The following is an 18,777-nucleotide window of genomic DNA, read 5'->3' on the forward strand; positions in this document are numbered from 1 at the left end:
CGAAGCTGCGCGCAGCGGGCTACGACGCGCCGTTCCTGACGGTGCAAGAGGGTGTCGATCGTTACGTACGTTGGCTGTCTGGCCAGGTGTAACGCGCGATCGTTGCTCCCTAAACTGGACTCTCCTCGCCGGCGATGGTCGCCGGCGACGGCACAAGGGAGATCCAGCATGTTCAAGAAGCTTCTCGCCGCGGTCGCGCTCGTCGCCGCGTTCGGCCAGGCCTTCGCGGCCGTGGACGTCAACACCGCCAATGAAGACGCGCTGCGCGGCATCAAGGGCATCGGTCCCGCGCGGGCCAAGGCCATTCTCGACGAGCGCGGCGCGCACGGTCCGTTCAAGGACGCGTCCGATCTCGGCAAGCGCGTGAAGGGGCTGGGCGGCCATACCGTCGAACGTTTGCAGGCCGAAGGATTGTCGGTCGGTCCCGCAAGCGGGCAGGCTGCCGTTGCGGCGCAAGGCGCGAAGGGTGCGCAGAACGCACCGAACGCGCAGGGCAAGACCGCCGCACCGCAGCCGGCCACCGTCGCCGTCAAGAAGTAGGGCCACGCTGGCGCAGCGTAGATTCGCGTGGATTCGCGTGTGCCCGAGCCGGCGTGCAACGGCGTGCGCGACTTCGCAGAACAGGGATGAGCGGTTCCTTCAGGTGTCGCTTCGGCGACATTGACCCGCGGCTTGCGCCGCGGGCTTTTTGCAGCGCCGCCCGCATCCCCACCGAATACCCACTTTTTCCATCCCCACCGATGTCAGGGCTAGTCGGCGAGGGTTGGCCGCGTGGTTTAGAATCGAACGATCACGTATTCGCACAATCGCACGTCATTGCGCCTCACTATTCACTATGCCCTACAAGACTATTGAAGACACGATCGGCAACACGCCGCTCGTGCAGCTCGTTCGTCTCCCGGACGATGAAATTCGCGCCCGCAACAACGTCGTGCTGGCGAAGCTGGAAGGCAACAATCCGGCGGGTTCGGTGAAGGACCGCCCGGCGCTGTCCATGATCCGCAAGGCCGAGGAACGCGGCCGCATCAAACCCGGCGATACGCTGATCGAAGCCACGAGCGGCAATACCGGTATTGCGCTCGCCATGGCGGCGGCAATCCGCGGCTACAAGATGGTGCTGATCATGCCCGAGGACCTCTCGGTCGAGCGCCGTCAGAGCATGGCCGCCTATGGTGCGGAAATCTTGTTGACGCCGGTCAAGGGCGGCATGGAATACGCGCGCGATCTCGCCGAGCAGATGCAGCGCGACGGCAAGGGCATCATCCTCGACCAGTTCGCGAACCCGGACAATCCGCTCGCGCACTACGAGACCACGGGCCCGGAAATCTGGCGCGACACGGAAGGGCGCATCACGCATTTCGTTTCGTCGATGGGTACGACGGGCACCATCATGGGCACGTCGCAGTATCTGAAGGAACAGAGCACGGCGATCGAGATCGTCGGCGCGCAGCCTGAAGACGGCTCGCGTATTCCGGGCATCCGCAAGTGGCCCGAAGCCTATCTGCCGAAGATTTTCGACCGCAGCCGCGTCGACCGCGTGGAGAACGTGAGCCAGGCCGCCGCGGAAGCCATGGCGCGCCGCCTTGCCTCGGTCGAAGGTATCTTCGCGGGCATTTCGTCGGGTGGCGCGTGCGAAGTGGCCATGCGCATCGCGCGTCAGGTCGAGAACGCGACGATTGTGTTCATCGTCTGCGATCGCGGCGACCGTTATCTGTCGACGGGCGTGTTCCCGGCGTAAGCAAATCCGCCGCGCGGTCCGCGCGCGCAGAATGAAAAACGGGCGGCCTGTTTGCGACAGGCCGCCCGTTGTGTTTTGTGCTGCGCCGTGCTGTACGACGCTTACTGCGTATCGTTCGGGTTGCTCAGCGCCGGACCCGTGCCTACGTTCGGCTGCGTCGCGAGCATCTGCGCCTTCACGCGTTCGCCGAGCTGATACACCGCGAGTGCGTAGAAGAAGCTGCGGTTGTAGCGCGTGAGCACGTAAAAGTTCTTCAGGCCGAGCATGTACTCGGTCGGACGGCCGGGCGTAGGCAGGTCGATGACGGTGACCGGCGTGCCGCCTTCCGCAGCGATGTCGATGTTCGGCTCATTGAGCACGAGGCCCGAGCGCAGCAGCTGCACGAGCGGCCAGCGCGGTTCCGGCTTGCCGTCGGCGGCCGCCTGCGCGATGCCGAGACTGCCCGCGTCCTTCGCGATCTTCCAGACCACCGGACGGCCCGGCTCCCAGCCGTTCTGCTTCAGATAGTTCGCAACGCTGCCGATGGCGTCCGGCGTGCTGTTGCGCAGATCGATATGGTTGTTGCCCTCGTAATCGACGGCGTACTGCACGATGCTGCTCGGCAGGAATTGCGGGATGCCGATCGCGCCCGTGTAAGAGCCGAGCACCGACGACGGGTCGATCTGCGCGTCGCGCGTCCAGACCAGATAGTCCTCGAGATTCTTGCGGAACGTTGCCATGCGGTCGGCGCGGTTCGGCGTATCCGGATAATCGAAGGCGAGCGTGGTGAGCGCGTCGAGCACACGGAAATTGCCCATGTAGCGCCCATAAATCGTTTCCACGCCGATGATGCCGACGATCACCTCGGGCGGCACGCCGAACTGATCGGCGGCGCGCTGCAGCGTGGCCTGATTCGTCCGCCAGAAACGCACGCCCGCGTTGATGCGTACTGCATCGAGAAAGCGCGCCTGATACGAGCGCCAGTTCTTCGCGCTCGGCGTGGGCGAGGGCGTGACGAGCTTCACGGCCGTTGCCGAATAGCTCGCGCTCGCGAACAACGCGTGCAGCGCGTCGCTGTTGAAGTCGTAGCGCGCGACCATGTCGTTGATGAAGGTGTCGACATTCGGATTGTTCGCGTAGCGCTGCGGGATGATCTCCTCTTCAAACGTTTGCCCCTGCGACGCGGCTTGCGGCTGCGTTTGCGGCTGCGCCTGGCCTTGCGGCGGCGTCTGCGGCTGTGCCTGGGCGAGCGTGAGCGGCGCGTGCTGCGGGCTCAGCGCGTCGGGCGAGGCCGTCTGCGCCTGCGCCGCACCACCCCAGAACGCCGACGCGGCGCACAGTGCAAGGGCGAAAGACGTGAGGCGGACGTGGCGGCAAGCAGGCAGGGCGGACTTGAGCGTCATGGGAGGCGGGTAGGTGGGGCAGGAGAGAACGTAATCCCGGGCAGTATACCCGAGCACCTTGCGTGAAACGGCCCTGGGCGTGCCGGGAGCGCGCGTTGGCGGGGTTGCGCTGTGGTAACGTGATGACTGCCCGCGCACGTCGCGGGCGCAGCACGGCGGCACGAAGTAAGGTACGAAGCAGCACACGAAGTAGAAGACGATGTAAAGCGGCACACAACAAGCCGCACGAAGTTTGGGAAGATTTGCAGTCCCGCGCAGCGAACCCCGACGAAAGACTGAAGGAGACCCGCGGCGTGCGTCCCGGCGCGCGTGGCGGCCAGCACGACACATGACAACCGGCTTTTTTTCCCATCCCGACTGCCTGCTGCACGAAATGGGCGAGTGGCATCCCGAATGCCCCGCGCGCCTGCAGGCCATCGAAGACCAGCTTATCGCGAGCCGTATCGAGTCGCTGATCGAGCACGACACCTCCGCGCCGCTCGCTGAAGAATCGGCGCTGCTGCGCGTGCACACGCAGGCGCACATCGACTATCTGCGCGCGCTCTCGCCGCAGGAAGGCTATGCGGCGATCGACCCCGACACCTCGATGAATCCGCACACGTGGCAGGCCGCGCTGCGCGCCGCGGGCGCCGCTGTCGCGGCCACCGACGCCGTGCTCGCCGGCCGCTACGAGAACGCGTTCTGCAGCGTGCGTCCGCCCGGCCATCATGCCGAACCCGCGCGCGCGATGGGCTTTTGCTTCTTCAACAACGTCGCCGTGGCCGCGCGTCACGCGCTCGACGTGCATGGGCTGTCGCGCGTGGCCGTCATCGACTTCGACGTGCACCACGGCAACGGCACCGAGGCCGCGTTCGCCGGCGACGATCGCGTGCTCATGTGCAGCATCTTCCAGCATCCGTTCTATCCGTTTTCGGGCGCCGACCAGCAGGCGCGCAACATGGTCAACGTGCCGATGGCGGCGCGCACCAAGGGCATGGAAGTGCGCGAGGCGATCGACATTCTGTGGCTGCCGCGCCTGAACGAATTCAAGCCGGAAATGGTGTTCGTCTCGGCGGGTTTCGATGCGCACCGCGAAGACGATCTCGGCAATATGGGCCTCGTCGAAGACGATTACGCGTGGATCACCGAACAGATCTGCGATATCGCGAACCGCCACGCGAAGGGGCGCATCGTGAGTTGTCTCGAGGGCGGCTACAACCTCTCCGCGCTCGGGCGCAGCGTCGTGGCGCATCTGCGCGTGCTGGCGGGCATCTGATCCGCTCAACCGCTTCAACGTTTGAAGGAGTGTGGCGTCATGTGTGCTGCTGCCGTTGAGTCGTCGTCTTCGTCTTCGTCTTCGTCTGCCGCTGAGGCTTCGCTCGAACATGCGCCGCTCGTCGAGGTCGCGCACGACGCCTATGGCGTGCCGGGCGTCGCGCGCCTCACGCTCAATCGTCCCGATGCGTTCAATGCGCTTTCCGAAGCGCTGATCGACGCCGTGCACACCGAACTCGCCGCGCTCGCGCGCTCGGACGCGCGCGTGGTGGTGATCGCGGCGGCGGGGCGCGCGTTCTGCGCAGGTCACGACCTCAAGGAAATGCGCGCGGCGCCGTCGCTCGACTACTACAAGCAGTTGTTCGCGCGCTGCTCGAAGATGATGCTGGCGATCCAGACGATGCCGCAGCCCGTGATCGCGCGCGTGCATGGCGTGGCCACCGCGGCGGGCTGTCAGCTCGTGGCGATGTGCGATCTCGCCGTGGCCGCCGATTCCGCGCGCTTTGCCGTATCGGGCATCAATCTCGGGCTGTTCTGCTCGACGCCTTCGGTGCCGCTCACGCGCAACGTGTCGCGCAAGGCGGCCTTCGAAATGCTGATGACGGGCGAGTTCATCGACGCGCAAAAGGCGCTGCGTGAAGGGCTCGTGAACCGCGTCGTGCCCGCCGATGCGCTCGACGCCGAGGTGACGGCGCTCGCCGCGAGCATCTGTGCGAAGCCGCGCGAGGCGGTGGCGGCGGGCAAGGGCCTGTTCTACCGGCAGCTCGAAATGGGCATCGAGGCCGCGTATCAGCTCGCCGGGCAGACCATGGCGTGCAACATGATGACGGACCCGGCGCTCGACGGCGTGCAGGCTTTCATCGACAAGCGCGGCGCGAAGTAAGGTCGAACGTCAAAGTCGAGCGTCGCCTCAGCAATGGCGTTCGATCCATTCCAGCATCGACGCGATCACGCGCTCGCGATCCAGATCGTTGAGCGTTTCGTGATAGCTGCCTTCGTAGAGCGTGAGCGTGCGGTCCGGCGACCCCACGTGCGCGCCGAAGGCGCGGCTGCCGTCGGGTTCCGTGAGCTTGTCTTCGGTGCCGTGCCAGATCAGCACGGGCAGGCGCAACTGCGCGCGGCCCGCTTCGATGCGCTTCATCGCTTCCAGTAGCTCCGCGCCCGTGCGCGCCGGAATCGCGCCGTGATGCACGAGCGGATCGGCGCGATTGGCCTGCACCACGGCGGCGTCGCGCGCGAGCAGGGCGGCATCGATCTTCATCGCCGGAAAACGCGGCCAGACGGCGCTCATCACGCGGCTCGCAGCGATCATCCACTGCGGCACGTCGCGGCCGGGCGCGAGCGCGGCGCTCGACAACAGCAGCCCCGCGAGCGGCACGCCGCCTTGCGGCGCGCGCTCGATCGCATAGAGCGCGGCGATCGCGCCGCCCATGCTGTGGCCCATCAGAAAGAGCGGCGTGCGGCGCGCGGCGCATTGCGCGCCCGCGTGCGCGATCAGCGCGTGAGCGTCGTCCAGATATTCGTCGAAGCGGTTGATCCAGGCGCGCCGGCCGCTCGCGCGTCCGTGACCGCGCAGGTCGATCGTATAGACATCGATGCCCGCGGCATTCAGGCGCGCCGCGAGCGCGGCATAGCGCTGCGCATGTTCGGCGAGGCCGTGAATCAGCGCGATGGCGGCGCGCGGCGGCGTGCCGCGCGTGCGCCAGGCGTAGAGCGGCAGTTCGGCGCCGTCGTGGGTGCGCAGCGTTACCGTGTCGGGCAGGCGCGCCGTGGCTTGCGCGGCGTTGATCGGCTGGGTCGTCTCCATCTGCGCTGTCTCTCTCGTCGTTGTAAGTTTTTGTCTGACGGCAGAGTGTAGCCGCGGTTTCATCGGGCTTTCTGTGCTTTTTGCCGCGCCGGGACTCTAATGAAATTCAGTAATGAATTTATCGAAATGGATTATTAAAAGGAATTTGGCCCGCCAGGGTAAAATGTCAAGTTGACTCCAGACCAGCAAACGGCGGCTGTCTGCCGGCGCGACGCGTACAGGCGATCCATAGGGTCGCGTGCACGGGCGGCGCGCGGCACGCCCGCCGTTTCGTTTTTTCCATGATCGAAATTCGAAACGTTTCCCAGCGCTTCGCGGGCCCACAAGGCTGGATCGAAGCGCTGCACAACGTCAATCTGACGATTCCGCAGGGCGAGGTCTTCGGCATTATCGGCCGCAGCGGGGCGGGCAAGAGCACGCTCGTGCGCACCATCAACCTGCTGACGCGGCCGACCGAGGGCGACATCGTCGTCAACGGCCGCACGCTCACGTCGCTGCCGAACGCGCAACTGCGCGAAGCGCGCCGCGAGATCGGCATGATTTTCCAGCACTTCAACCTGCTTTCGTCGCGCACGGTGTTCGACAACGTGGCGCTGCCGCTCGAACTCGCGGGCATGAAGCGCGCCGACATCGAGGCGACGGTCCTGCCGTTGCTCGAACTCGTCGGCCTCACGGCCCAGAAAGACCGTTATCCGTCGCAGATCAGCGGCGGCCAGAAGCAGCGCGTGGGCATCGCGCGCGCGCTGGCGAGCAAGCCGAAAGTGCTGCTTTCCGACGAAGCCACCTCCGCGCTCGACCCGGAAACCACGCGCGCGATTCTCGACCTGCTGCGCAAGATCAATCGCGAGCTCAAGCTCACGGTCGTGATGATCACGCACCAGATGGAAGTGATCAAACAGGTCTGCGACCGCGTGGCCGTGCTCGACGCGGGCCGCGTGGTGGAAAGCGGTCCCGTGATCGACGTGTTCCTGCAACCGCGTCACGAAGTCACGCGCGCGCTGCTCGGCGACGTGATCGCGCAGGAATTGCCGCCCGCGCTCAAGGCGCGCGTGACCGAGCGTCTCGCGAAGGGCAACGCGCATCTGCTGCGCCTCGCCTTCACGGGCACGGGCGTCGATCAGCCGGTGCTGTCGGAAACGATCCGCCGCTTCGAACTCGATTTCAACATCCTGCATGGCCAGATCGACGAGATCCAGGGGCAGGCGTTCGGCTCGCTCGCGGTGCTCGCGGGCGGCGATCCGGTGAAGGTCGCGCAGGCGATTACGTGGCTGCGCGAGCAGGGTGTGGTGGTGGAGGAGCTGTCCCATGTGGAGTGAAATGTTCGATATGTTCGTCCAGTCGTTCTGGGAGACGCTCATCATGGTGGGCATTTCCGGACTGGTTGGCGCGGCCATCGGCCTGCCGCTCGGCGTGCTGCTCTATCTGACCGACCGCAACGGCGTGCTGCAGAACCTCGCCGTCAATCGCGCGATGGGCGTGGTCGTCAACGCGGTGCGCTCGACGCCGTTCATCATCCTGCTGGTGGCCGTGATTCCGTTCACGCGCGTCGTGGTGGGCTCGTCGATCGGCACGGCGGCCGCCATCGTGCCGCTGACCATTTCGGCCGCGCCGTTCATCGCGCGTCTGGTGGAAACCGCGCTGCGCGAAGTCGATCGCGGGCTGATCGAAGCCGCGCTGTCGATGGGCGCGAGCACGCGCCAGATCGTCTTCAAGGTGCTGCTGCCCGAGTCGCTGCCCGGCGTGGTGGCGGGTCTCACGATCACGTTCATCTCGCTCGTCGGCTATTCGGCGATGGCGGGCGCGATCGGCGGCGGCGGTCTGGGCGACCTGGGCATCCGCTACGGCTATCAGCGCTTCGAACCCGAAGTGATGCTGCTCGTGGTGGTCGTGCTGATCGTGTTCGTGCAGCTCGTGCAGTCGTTCGGCGACTGGCTCGTGCGACGCTTGAGCCATAAATGAGCCACAAGTAAGTAAGCCTCAAAACCAGCGGTAACCGTCGCCTGGCCGCGCGCGACATGCTTGCTCGCGGCTCGTCGATCACCTTCCACGAGACAAAGGTTTGGCCATGCAACGACGCTTCATGATCCGGCTGGCGAGCGCGCTCGGCGCGGCAACGCTGATCGCTCCGCTGTGCGCGCCGCTCGCGGCGCACGCTGACGAAACCATCAAGGTGGGCGTCACCGGCGGCCCGCACGAGCAGGTGATGGAAGTGGTCAAGCGCGTGGCCGCGAAGAACGGCCTGACGATCAAGATCGTGGAGTTTTCGGACTACGTGCAGCCGAATGCGGCGCTCGCGGGCGGCGATCTCGATGCGAACAGCTACCAGCATCAGCCATATCTCGATGCGCAGGTGAAGGACCGCGGCTACAAGCTCGTGAAGCTCGCCGACACGGTCACGTTCCCGATGGGCATCTACTCGAAGAAGGTGAAGACGCTCGCGGAGCTGAAGCCGGGCGCGCGGATTGCGGTCCCGAACGATCCGACCAATGGCGGGCGCGCGCTGTTGCTGCTGCAAAAGCAGGGTCTTATCAAGCTGCGCGAGAGCGCGGGTTTGAAGGCCACGCCGCTCGACATCGTGGATAACCCCAGGAAGCTGAAGATCGTGGAACTGGACGCGGCGCAGATTCCGCGTTCGCTCGACGACGTGGACGCCGCCGCGATCAACACGAACTTCGCGATGGAAGCGGGGCTCAAGCCGAAGGCCGACGCGATCGCGATCGAGGACCCGAAAGGCCCGTACGTGAACGTGCTGGCGATCCGCGAGGCCGATCGCAACAAGCCGTGGGCGGCGAAACTGGTGGCGGCGTATCACTCGCCGGAGGTGAAGCAGTACATCGAACAGAAGTTCGGCGGCGCGGTGATCGCGTCGTGGTAAGCCCCGGGTAGACGGATTAGATAGAGAATTCAGTCGGAACCCGGGCTTGAAGCCCGGGTTTTTTCCGACATAAAATCGCACGATCGTTCGCTATCGATATTCGCGACTGCCGGCCAGGCCGCGCAGGCAGCGCGCAGACAGCGGATCGTGCGGGAAAAATGCTGGCGGCGAGCGGCGTCCTTCGGGGCTATCGCTATAATGTCCGCCAGGTTGACGTATTCGTAACTTCGGAGCATGTGAATGAAAGTCCTTGTGCCTGTCAAACGCGTAGTCGATTACAACGTGAAGGTTCGTGTGAAGTCGGACGGCACGGGCGTCGACATTGCCAACGTGAAAATGTCGATGAACCCGTTCGACGAAATCGCCGTCGAAGAGGCCGTTCGTCTGAAGGAAGCGGGTGTCGCGACCGAAGTGATCGCTGTGTCCGCAGGCGTCGCGCAAGCGCAGGAAACGCTGCGCACGGCGCTGGCGATCGGCGCCGACCGCGCGATCCTGATCGAGTCGAACGAAGACCTTCAGCCGCTGGCTGTCGCGAAGCTGCTCAAGGCGCTCGTCGACAAGGAACAGCCGCAACTCGTCATCCTCGGCAAGCAGGCCATCGACGACGATTCGAACCAGACGGGCCAGATGCTCGCGGCGCTGGCGGACCTGCCGCAAGCGACCTTCGCCTCGAAGATCACGGTCGCCGACGGCAAAGCCACGGTCGCGCGTGAAGTCGACGGCGGCGCGGAAACGCTGTCGCTCGCGCTGCCCGCGGTGGTCACGACGGACCTGCGCCTGAACGAGCCGCGCTACGTCACGCTGCCGAACATCATGAAGGCGAAGAAGAAGCCGCTGGAAACGATCAAGCCGGAAGATCTCGGCGTGGATGTGACGCCGCGTCTGAAGACGCTGAAGGTTTCGGAGCCGCCCAAGCGCAGCGCCGGCGTGAAGGTCGCCGACGTGAAGACGCTGGTCGAGAAGCTGAAGACCGAAGCCAAGGTGCTGTGAGGAGCGAGAAAAAATGACGAATCTGGTTATTGCTGAACACGACAATCAGTCGATCAAGGCCGCGACGCTGAACGCGGTGTCGGCTGCACAGAAGATCGGCGGCGACGTGCACGTGCTGGTCGCGGGCCACAACGCGCAAGCGGCTGCCGATGCAGCGGCGAAGATCACGGGCGTCGCGAAGGTCATTCTGGCCGACGCGCCGCAGCTCGCACAGGGTCTCGCGGAAAACGTCGAAGCCACGGTGCTGTCGATCGCAAAGAATTACTCGCACATCCTAGCTCCGGCGACGGCAGCGGGCAAGAACGTCACGCCGCGCATCGCCGCGAAGCTCGACGTCGCGCAGATCTCGGACATCACGGCCGTCGACAGCGCCGACACGTTCGAGCGTCCGATCTACGCGGGCAACGCGATCGCCACGGTGCAGTCGGCCGATCCGGTCAAGGTCATCACAGTGCGTACGACGGCGTTCGATCCGGTCGCAGCCGAAGGCGGCAGCGCGCCGGTCGAGAAGATCGACGCGGCAGCGGACAACGGCAAGGCGCAATTCGTCGGCCGTGAAGTCACGAAGCTCGACCGTCCGGAACTCACGAGCGCGAAGATCATCGTCTCGGGCGGCCGCGGTCTGGGCAGCGGCGAGAACTACACGAAGGTGCTGGAGCCGCTCGCCGACAAGCTGAACGCCGCGCTCGGCGCCTCGCGCGCCGCAGTCGACGCAGGCTACGTGCCGAACGACTATCAGGTCGGTCAGACCGGCAAGATCGTCGCGCCGCAGCTTTACATCGCGGTCGGCATTTCGGGTGCGATCCAGCATCTGGCCGGCATGAAGGACTCGAAGACCATCGTCGCGATCAACAAGGACGAAGAAGCACCGATCTTCAGCGTGGCCGATTACGGCCTCGTCGGCGATCTGTTCACGGTCGTGCCGGAACTCGTCAACGAGCTCGGCTAAGCATCGCGAATTACCGATGCGAATCACAGACGCCTGCATCGCATGACGTCTGACACAGAAAAGGGGCGCCGCGTGCGCCCCTTTTTTCGTTCATCAGCGGATGAAGGGGGAGACTGACATGTACGACGCACCGATACGCGACATGCTGTTCGTGATGAAGGAGCTGGCGGGGCTCGACGAGATCGCCGCGCTGCCCGGCGGCGAGGACGCCACGCCCGAGACCGTCGAAGCCGTGCTGCACGAAGCCGCGAAGCTCTGTGGCGAAGTGCTCGCGCCGCTGAATGCCGAAGGCGATCGCCATCCGAGTCACTGGGACGACGGTGAAGTGCACGCGTCGCCCGGCTTCGCCGAGGCGTTTCGTCACTACGTGGCGGGCGGCTGGCAAGGCGTGCAGCATCCTCAGGAATACGAAGGACAGGGTTTGCCCAAGCTCGTCGGCACGCCGTGCGTGGAGATGCTCAACTCGGCGAATCTCTCGTTCGCGCTGTGTCCGCTGCTGACCGATGGCGCGATCGAGGCGCTGCTCACGGCGGGCAGCGAGGCGCAGAAGCAGCGCTACGTGCCGAAGCTCATTTCGGGCGAGTGGACCGGCACGATGAACCTCACCGAGCCGCAGGCGGGCTCCGATCTCGCCGCCGTGCGCACGCGCGCCGAGCCGCAGGGCGACGGCACGTACAAGCTGTTCGGCACCAAGATTTTCATCACCTGGGGCGAGCACGACATGGCGGAGAACATCGTCCATCTCGTGCTCGCGCGCACGCCCGACGCGCCCGAAGGCGTGAAGGGCATTTCGCTCTTTATCGTGCCGAAGTTTCTCGTCAACGCGGATGGTTCATCGGGCGCGCGCAACGACGTGCAGTGCGTGTCGATCGAGCACAAGCTCGGCATCAAGGCGAGCCCGACGGCGGTGTTGCAATACGGCGATCAGGGCGGCGCGATCGGCGAATTGATCGGCGAGGAAAATCGCGGGCTGGAGTACATGTTCATCATGATGAACGCCGCGCGATTCGCGGTGGGCATGCAGGGCGTGGCGATTTCGGAGCGCGCGTATCAGAAGGCGCTCGGCTATGCGAAGGAGCGCGTGCAGAGCCGGCCCGTCGATGGCTCGTCGAAGGCGGCGGTCACCATCGTGCATCATCCGGACGTGCGGCGCATGCTCGGCACCATGCGCGCGCTCACCGAGGCGGCGCGCGCGCTCGCTTACGCGGCGGCGGGCGAGAGCGACCGCGCGCATCGCGATCCCGATGCCGCGGCGCGCGCGTCATCAGGCCGTCTACGAGTATCTCGTGCCGATCGTGAAGGGCTGGAGCACCGAGTCGTCGATCGAGGTGACGAGCCTCGGCGTGCAGGTTCACGGCGGCATGGGTTTCATCGAGGAGACGGGCGCGGCGCAGTTCTATCGCGACGCGCGCATTCTGCCGATCTACGAAGGCACGACCGCGATCCAGGCGAACGATCTGATCGGACGCAAGACGCTGCGCGACGGCGGCGCGGTGGCGAAGGCGCTGGCGGCCGAAATCGGCAAGACGGTCGCGGAACTCGGCGCGCAGGACGGCGGGGCGTTCAAGTCGATGGCGAAGTATCTGGCGCTTGGGCGGGGTGCGTTCGAGTCGGCCGTGGATTTCGTGCTGGCGAATGCGAAGCGCGATCCGAACGCGGTGTTCGCGGGCAGCGTGCCGTATCTGATGCTCGCGGGCGTCGTGCTGGGCGGCTGGCAGATGGCGCGCGCGATGCTCGCCGCGCAACGGCTCATGCCGCACGATCCGGCGTTCTACGGCGCGAAGATCGCGACGGCGCAGTGCTATGCGGAGCAGGTGTTGCCGCGCGCGCTGGCGCTCGAAGCGGGTATCGTCAACGCGAAGGGCGACGAGGGCGTGCTGGCATTGCCGGAAGATCAGTTCTGATTGACGGCGTGCGGGGTCATGAAAAACGGCGGCCTCTCTTCAGAGCGCCGCCGTTTTTTGCCGCCTTCAACGAAGCGGCGAGTCCTTAAGCGTAAGCCGGGCGATGCGTGCCGTGCTGTTCGCCGAGGTAGCGATAGACCGAGAGGTCGTCGGCCTTGATCGCGGGTTGCTTGCCGGAGATGAGGTCGGCGAGCAACTGGCCCGAGCCGCACGACATGGTCCAGCCGAGCGTGCCGTGCCCCGTGTTCAGGAACAGGTTCGAGAGCGGCGTGCGGCCGACGATGGGCGTGCCGTCCGGCGTCATCGGGCGCAGACCGGTCCAGAAGCTGGCTTGAGCCGTATCGCCGCCGCCGGGGAACAGATCGTTCACGCACATTTCGAGCGTTTCGCGGCGCGCCTGCTTGAGCGACTTGTCGAAGCCGACGATTTCCGCCATGCCGCCCACGCGAATGCGGTCGTCGAAACGCGTGATCGCGATCTTGTAGGTTTCGTCGAGCACGGTGGAGACCGGCGCGGCGTCGGCGTTGACGATCGGCGCGGTGATCGAATAACCCTTGAGCGGATACACCGGAATCTTCATGAGACCCGAGAGCATCTTCGTGGAGTACGAGCCGAGCGCGAGCACATAGCTGTCGGCGCGCACGAGTTCGCTGCCGCATTGCACGCCCGCGATGCGGTCGCCCTGCACGGCGAGGCCGTCGATCGGCGTGTTGTAGCGGAACTTCACGCCGAGTTCGGCGGCCATCGCGGCGAGGCGCGTGGTGAAGAGCTGGCAGTCGCCGGTTTCGTCGCCGGGCAGACGCAGGCCGCCCGTGAGCTTGTGCGAGACGGCGGCGAGCGCGGGTTCGGCGCGGCCGAGTTCGGCGGCGCTCAGCAGTTCGTATGGCACGTTGGCGTCCTTGAGCACGGCGATGTCCTTCGCCGCGCCTTCGAATTGCTGCTGCGTGCGGAACACCTGCAGCGTGCCGCCCGTGCGGCCTTCGTACTGGATGCCGGTGTCGGCGCGCAGCGCCTGCAGGCAGTCGCGGCTGTATTCGGCCAGACGCACCATGCGGCCCTTGTTCTGCGCGTAGCGCCCGGCCGTGCAGTTCTGCAGCATCTGCCACATCCATTGCAGCTGGAACTTCGTGCCGTCGAGGCGGATGGCGAGCGGCGCGTGCTTCTCGAACATCCACTTGATCGCCTTGAGCGGCACGCCCGGCGCCGCCCACGGCGCGGCGTAGCCCGGCGAAATCTGGCCGGCGTTCGCAAAACTGGTGTCGAGCGCGGGACCGGACTCGCGGTCGATCACCGTCACTTCATGGCCCGCGCGGGCAAGATACCAGGCGCTGGCCACACCGACCACACCACTGCCCAACACGACGACTCGCATAGCTGCTCCGTAGAGAGAATTGTTTGGGCTACGCGGTCTTGCCGGGGCGCCGCAGGGCCGTTTTGAGCGGCGGCAGGGCGGATGGCACGAAAATCCGGATGTAGCCAGTAATATCGACTATGCTATTGTTGTAAGACTAGGTTTTGTTATTGTATTTATCTGATTTTCAGGAAAAAAACATGAGAACGCAGCGTCAGCCGGTCCGCGCACTCGACCGGCTCGATCACCGCATCCTCAAGCTGCTTCAGCAGGACGGCCGCATGGCCATGAAAGACCTCGCCGAGCAGGTCGGGCTGTCGGTCACGCCGTGCATCGAGCGGGTCAAGCGCATGGAGCGAGACGGCGTCATCACGGGCTACTACGCGCGCGTCAATCCGAACGTGCTCGGCGCGGCGCTGCTGGTGTTCGTGGAGATCACGCTCGACCACAAGAGCGGCAACATGTTCGATCAGTTCCGCCGCGAGGTGCAGAAGATTCCCGAGGTGCTCGAATGCCACCTGGTGTCGGGCGACTTCGACTATCTGATCAAGGCGCGCATCGGCGAAATGGCGGACTACCGCAAGCTGCTCGGCGACATCCTGCTGCAACTGCCGGGCGCGGTGCAGTCGAAGAGCTATGTGGTGATGGAAGAGATCAAGGAGACGCTGACGATCGCGGTGGGCGAGTAGTCCGGCTCAAGCGTCGGGTTCTGGCAACCAACTCCACCCCGTTTTTCGCACTCGACAAAGCGTCTCGATACTGTATATTTGTACAGTATCGAGACGCTTTGTTTTTGCCCCGCCGTGAACCGCAACCCACCCGCGAACGACGCTAATCGCGCCCCCGACCCCGACGCCTGGTATCCCGTCGCGCCGCCCGCGCCGCGCAAGGGGCGCGGCGCGGTCACGAACCTGCAAGGGCGCTACGAGGTCGATCAGCGCGAGGCATACGACGACGGCTGGCAGCACGTCGAATCGCCGGCCGACGCGCGCGAGCGCAGCGATGAAGCGGGCGCGCAAATCGACGAGCAAGCCAACGCGCAAGCCAACGCGCAAGCCGGCGAGCGCGAAACGCCGGAGCCCGCGCTGCGCACGCAGATCTACGAGGAGCGCGCGAAAAGCATCCTCACGCGCAACCAGTCGCCGGACATTCCGTTCAACGTGTCACTCAATCCGTATCGCGGTTGCGAGCATGGCTGCATTTATTGTTTCGCGCGGCCCACGCACAGTTATCTGGGACTTTCGCCGGGTCTCGATTTCGAGAGTCGCCTGTACGCGAAGATCAACGCGCCCGAACTGCTCGCGCGCGAACTGGCGAAACCCGGCTACGAGCCGGAGCCCATCGCGCTCGGCGTGAATACCGACGCCTGGCAGCCCGTCGAGCGCGAGCTGCGCATCACGCGGCGCGTGATCGAGGTGTTGGCGCAGCGGCAGCATCCGTTCGCGGCCATCACGAAATCGTCGCTGATCGAACGCGATCTCGACCTGCTCGCGCCGATGGCGGAGCGCCAGCAGTTCATGGCCGCCATCACCATCACCACGCTCGACGCCGACATCGCGCGCACGCTGGAACCGCGTGCGGCCACGCCGTCGCGCCGCCTGCGCACGATCCGCACGCTCGCGCAGGCGGGCATTCCGGTGGGGGTGAGCATCGCGCCGGTGATCCCGTTCGTCACCGAACCCGACATGGAGCGAGTGCTCGAAGCCTGCGCCGAAGCGGGCGCGACGAGCGCGAGCTTTATCGTGCTGCGGCTGCCTTGGGAAGTCTCGCCGCTGTTTCAGGACTGGCTCGCCGCGCATTTCCCGCAGCGTGCCGAGCGCGTGATGAGCCGCGTGCGCGACATGCGCGGCGGCAAGGATTACGAGTCGTCGTTTTCGCAGCGCATGAAGGGCACCGGGCTATGGGCCGACCTGCTCAAGCAGCGCTTTCACAACGCGGTGCGGCGGCTCGGGTTGAACGAGCGGCGTCACGGCATTCTCGACATGTCGGAGTTCGTGCGCGCGAAGGCGCAGGAACAGAAGCGCCAGCTCGATCTGTTCTGAGCGCAATGGCGCTGCGGTTACGTGAATGCCGCGTTACTGCGAAATCGCCTTGGCGGCTTCGACCTGCGATTCGAAATACGTCTGGAACGAAAGCGCGAGGCCGGTCATCAGCAGGAATGCGCCGATCAGCAGCGAGAAGATCACGACGAAGATCACGGCCCAGCCCGAGCGGCTCGCGCGACGGCCCGCGAAGGCGGCGTTGAATTGCGCGTCCCACTTCGCGTCGGGGCGCAGACCGTAGACGATCGCGGCCAGAAACGCCGAGAGCACCGAAATCGCGCCGATCACCGCCATCCCCCAGCCGGGCACCGACGCGCGTTCGGTGGCCATCAGCAGCAACACACCCGGAATGCCGATCAGCGTGCCGGCGATGTGCGCCCAGCCCCACACGTCGCGCGCGCCATACAGATAGAAGCGATGCGCGCCGAGGCTGCCAAGCAGAAAGGCGAGAGCGGCGGTGAGCGTCTTGTTGCGAAAGCGTGCTGCGGGCTTGTTTTGATTGGACATGAGCAGGCAGTGAGCAGGCGAGGAGCAGGCGAAGAGCGGGCGAAAAGCAGATGAAGCGCAGACGAGGGCGCGATGGGCGCGCGGCCCATTGTACGTGGCGTGCGCGCGCGCCAGCAGAGCTTGGCGCTTATGTTCGCGCTCACGCGTGCGGCGTTCGTGCGGCGTCCGGGCCCGCGCTTACGGCTTCGAATACGTCACGCGATAGATCGCGCCCGCGTAATCGTCGCTGATGAGCAGCGAGCCGTCGGGCAGCGGCAGCACATCGGCGGGACGGCCCCACTGGGTGTCGTCCGCGTTGAGCCAGCCTTGCGCGAACACCTGCTGCTTCGCGTGCTTGCCGTCCGCATCGACGCTCACGCGCACCACGCGGTAACCCACCTTCTTGCTGCGATTCCACGAACCGTGCTCGGCGATGAAAATACTGTCGCGATACTCGGGCGGGAACATCGTGCCTGTATAGAAGCGCATGCCGAGCGCCGCGACGTGCGCGCCCAGTTGCGCGACCGGCTGCGTGAAGGCGCTGCACGGATGATCCTTGCCGAACTCGGGATCGCTCACGTCGCCGCCATGGCAGTACGGAAAGCCGAAGTCGAGCCCCGCGCGCGGCAGGCGGTTGAGCTTGTCGGAAGGGATATCGTCGCCGAGCATGTCGCGGCCGTTGTCGGTGAACCAGAGTTCGTGCGTGCGCGGATGCCACGCGAAACCGACGGTATTGCGCACGCCGCGCGCGAGGGTTTCATAGTGCGTGCCGTCCGGGTCCATGCGGCCGATCATCGCGTAGTGCGTGCGCTGCGGATCGTTCGCGGGCAGGCAGACGTTGCACGGCGCGCCTTGCGGCACGTAGAGCTTGCCGTCGGGACCGAAAGCAATGAACTTCCAGCCGTGATGGCGCGAATCGGGCAGCGAGGACGTGACCACGGCGGGCTTCGGTGGATTGTCGAGATGCGTGTCGATGCCGTCGAGCCGCACGATCGAAGAAACCGCGGAGACATACAGTGCGCCGTCGCGCCAGGCCACGCCGACGGGCATCGTGAGCCCCGAGGCGATCACGTGCCGTTTGACGACGCGCCCGTCGCGCAACTCGAGCGCGTAGACGCGGCTGTCCATGCTGCCCACATAGAGAATGCCTTGCGGCGAGAGCGTCATTTCGCGCGCGGCGGGCACGTCGTCGGAGAGGACTTCGATGTGGAAGCCCGGCGGCAACTGGATGCGCTCGATCGGCAGGGCGGCGCGCGCGAGCGGCGCGAGCAGGAGGATCAGCAGGGCGATGCCGAGGCGTGTCGCCGAGCGCGTCCAACGCGATTTGTTGCGGCGGGGAGACAGGGCCGGATCAGATGGCCGCGGCTGCGTGGCGAAGCGGGCGGCGGCGGAAAAACCGCCGCGCGGGGCGTCAGGCGGGGAAGTCATGTGCTGGAACGCTCATGCGAGGCGGGTGCGAATCGCCGTTCGATCGTCGTGCATCGTCGCTTTCTCCTGGGGTTTCCACAGGGTCTCCGAGCAAGATTCCAGTTAAGTGTTTGTTATGGCATTGGTTTCGGGCTATAATCGCATGTTTCAGTAGTCCCGAACCCCCGGTTTTCAAGGATTCTAGTATGGTTATCATCCGTCTGGCACGCGGCGGCTCGAAGAAGCGCCCGTTCTACAACATCGTCGCAACCGATTCGCGTAACCGTCGCGACGGCCGTTTCATCGAGCGCGTGGGCTTCTACAACCCGGTCGCTACCAAGGGTGAAACGCTGCGCATCGCTCAAGATCGCGTGACGTACTGGCAGGAAAACGGCGCGCAAATGTCGCCGGCTGTCGAGCGTCTCGTGAAGCAATCGCAAAAGGCTGCTCCGGCTGCTTAAGTGCTTGCATGATGCTTGCCGGGCTGCGTCGCTCGACTACGGTTTTGTACCCGGTCTTGCCGCAGTCTTTCACCTGTTTCACCGTGCGCGTAGCGTAAGCCGCGTGTACGACATCAAGCTGGCTGCGAGGT

The 18,777-nt window shown here is 65.4% G+C and carries 17 protein-coding genes and 1 pseudogene; 13 read left to right on the forward strand and 5 right to left on the reverse strand.

Annotated features, from left to right (window positions below; genetic code table 11):
* The first annotated feature begins 168 nt into the window (after positions 1 to 168).
* Positions 169 to 540, forward strand: coding sequence for a ComEA family DNA-binding protein (locus SB764_RS16255; protein ID WP_074983899.1), 372 nt, complete (start codon positions 169 to 171; stop codon positions 538 to 540).
* Between the two features lie 295 nt (positions 541 to 835).
* Positions 836 to 1,738: a cysteine synthase CysM gene (gene cysM / locus SB764_RS16260; protein ID WP_065058289.1), complete on the forward strand. Its 903-nt coding sequence runs from the start codon at positions 836 to 838 to the stop codon at positions 1,736 to 1,738.
* 101 nt (positions 1,739 to 1,839) lie between these two features.
* Here the strand turns inward: cysM and mltB are convergent, their stop codons facing one another.
* Entirely contained in the window at positions 1,840 to 3,120 is a 1,281-nt protein-coding gene (mltB, locus tag SB764_RS16265) for a lytic murein transglycosylase B (protein WP_321943321.1), read from the reverse strand.
* Between the two features lie 328 nt (positions 3,121 to 3,448).
* Between mltB and SB764_RS16270 the strand changes: the two genes are divergently transcribed.
* Entirely contained in the window at positions 3,449 to 4,375 is a 927-nt protein-coding gene (locus SB764_RS16270) for a histone deacetylase family protein (protein WP_065058291.1), read from the forward strand.
* A gap of 39 nt (positions 4,376 to 4,414) precedes the next feature.
* Positions 4,415 to 5,257 (forward strand): enoyl-CoA hydratase, encoded by an 843-nt coding sequence (locus SB764_RS16275; protein WP_410864074.1) that lies wholly within the window; start codon positions 4,415 to 4,417, stop codon positions 5,255 to 5,257.
* Between the two features lie 27 nt (positions 5,258 to 5,284).
* Here the strand turns inward: SB764_RS16275 and SB764_RS16280 are convergent, their stop codons facing one another.
* Positions 5,285 to 6,118, reverse strand: coding sequence for a lysophospholipase (locus SB764_RS16280; protein WP_408583080.1), 834 nt, complete (start codon positions 6,116 to 6,118; stop codon positions 5,285 to 5,287).
* Positions 6,119 to 6,462: 344 nt separating this feature from the next.
* Here SB764_RS16280 and SB764_RS16285 point away from each other — a divergent pair, with 344 nt between their 5' ends.
* From SB764_RS16285 to SB764_RS16310, 6 genes and pseudogenes are all read left to right on the forward strand, one after another.
* Positions 6,463 to 7,497 carry a methionine ABC transporter ATP-binding protein gene (locus SB764_RS16285; protein WP_074983897.1) on the forward strand — a complete coding sequence of 345 codons (1,035 nt, stop codon included), beginning with the start codon at positions 6,463 to 6,465 and terminating at the stop codon, positions 7,495 to 7,497.
* Positions 7,487 to 8,140, forward strand: coding sequence for a methionine ABC transporter permease (locus tag SB764_RS16290; RefSeq protein ID WP_074983895.1), 654 nt, complete (start codon positions 7,487 to 7,489; stop codon positions 8,138 to 8,140). The genes SB764_RS16285 and SB764_RS16290 overlap by 11 nt, the downstream gene beginning before the upstream one ends.
* 106 nt (positions 8,141 to 8,246) lie before the next feature.
* Entirely contained in the window at positions 8,247 to 9,056 is an 810-nt protein-coding gene (locus tag SB764_RS16295) for a MetQ/NlpA family ABC transporter substrate-binding protein (protein ID WP_065058295.1), read from the forward strand.
* Between the two features lie 240 nt (positions 9,057 to 9,296).
* Positions 9,297 to 10,046 carry an electron transfer flavoprotein subunit beta/FixA family protein gene (locus SB764_RS16300; RefSeq protein ID WP_205992215.1) on the forward strand — a complete coding sequence of 250 codons (750 nt, stop codon included), beginning with the start codon at positions 9,297 to 9,299 and terminating at the stop codon, positions 10,044 to 10,046.
* Between the two features lie 13 nt (positions 10,047 to 10,059).
* A complete protein-coding gene (locus SB764_RS16305; protein WP_183714560.1) occupies positions 10,060 to 10,995 on the forward strand; it encodes an electron transfer flavoprotein subunit alpha/FixB family protein in 936 nt (311 codons plus the stop codon).
* Positions 10,996 to 11,113: 118 nt separating this feature from the next.
* Positions 11,114 to 12,899, forward strand: a pseudogene (locus SB764_RS16310) (acyl-CoA dehydrogenase).
* Between the two features lie 85 nt (positions 12,900 to 12,984).
* Here SB764_RS16310 and SB764_RS16315 read toward each other — a convergent pair.
* A complete protein-coding gene (locus tag SB764_RS16315) occupies positions 12,985 to 14,271 on the reverse strand; it encodes a D-amino acid dehydrogenase (protein ID WP_074983887.1) in 1,287 nt (428 codons plus the stop codon).
* A 179-nt stretch (positions 14,272 to 14,450) separates the two neighbouring features.
* On the opposite strand from SB764_RS16315, the gene SB764_RS16320 reads away from it, so the two are divergent.
* Both SB764_RS16320 and SB764_RS16325 read left to right on the forward strand, forming a co-directional pair.
* The gene (locus tag SB764_RS16320) at positions 14,451 to 14,939 is read left to right on the forward strand and encodes an Lrp/AsnC ligand binding domain-containing protein (RefSeq protein WP_074983885.1); all 489 of its coding nucleotides are present in this window, start codon (positions 14,451 to 14,453) and stop codon (positions 14,937 to 14,939) included.
* A gap of 114 nt (positions 14,940 to 15,053) precedes the next feature.
* Positions 15,054 to 16,292 carry a PA0069 family radical SAM protein gene (locus tag SB764_RS16325; RefSeq protein WP_410864077.1) on the forward strand — a complete coding sequence of 413 codons (1,239 nt, stop codon included), beginning with the start codon at positions 15,054 to 15,056 and terminating at the stop codon, positions 16,290 to 16,292.
* Between the two features lie 33 nt (positions 16,293 to 16,325).
* Here the strand turns inward: SB764_RS16325 and SB764_RS16330 are convergent, their stop codons facing one another.
* On the reverse strand, positions 16,326 to 16,799 hold the full coding sequence (locus SB764_RS16330; RefSeq protein ID WP_074983881.1) for an NINE protein: 474 nt from the start codon (positions 16,797 to 16,799) through the stop codon (positions 16,326 to 16,328).
* A gap of 177 nt (positions 16,800 to 16,976) precedes the next feature.
* Positions 16,977 to 18,206, reverse strand: coding sequence for a PQQ-dependent sugar dehydrogenase (locus SB764_RS16335; RefSeq protein ID WP_410864079.1), 1,230 nt, complete (start codon positions 18,204 to 18,206; stop codon positions 16,977 to 16,979).
* A gap of 185 nt (positions 18,207 to 18,391) precedes the next feature.
* Here SB764_RS16335 and rpsP point away from each other — a divergent pair, with 185 nt between their 5' ends.
* Positions 18,392 to 18,646, forward strand: a complete 255-nt coding sequence (gene rpsP, locus SB764_RS16340; protein ID WP_065061258.1) for a 30S ribosomal protein S16 — start codon at positions 18,392 to 18,394, stop codon at positions 18,644 to 18,646.
* Positions 18,647 to 18,777 lie beyond the last annotated feature (131 nt).

The organism is Paraburkholderia sp. SIMBA_027, assembly GCF_046535315.1.
GTDB lineage: Bacteria > Pseudomonadota > Gammaproteobacteria > Burkholderiales > Burkholderiaceae > Paraburkholderia > Paraburkholderia tropica.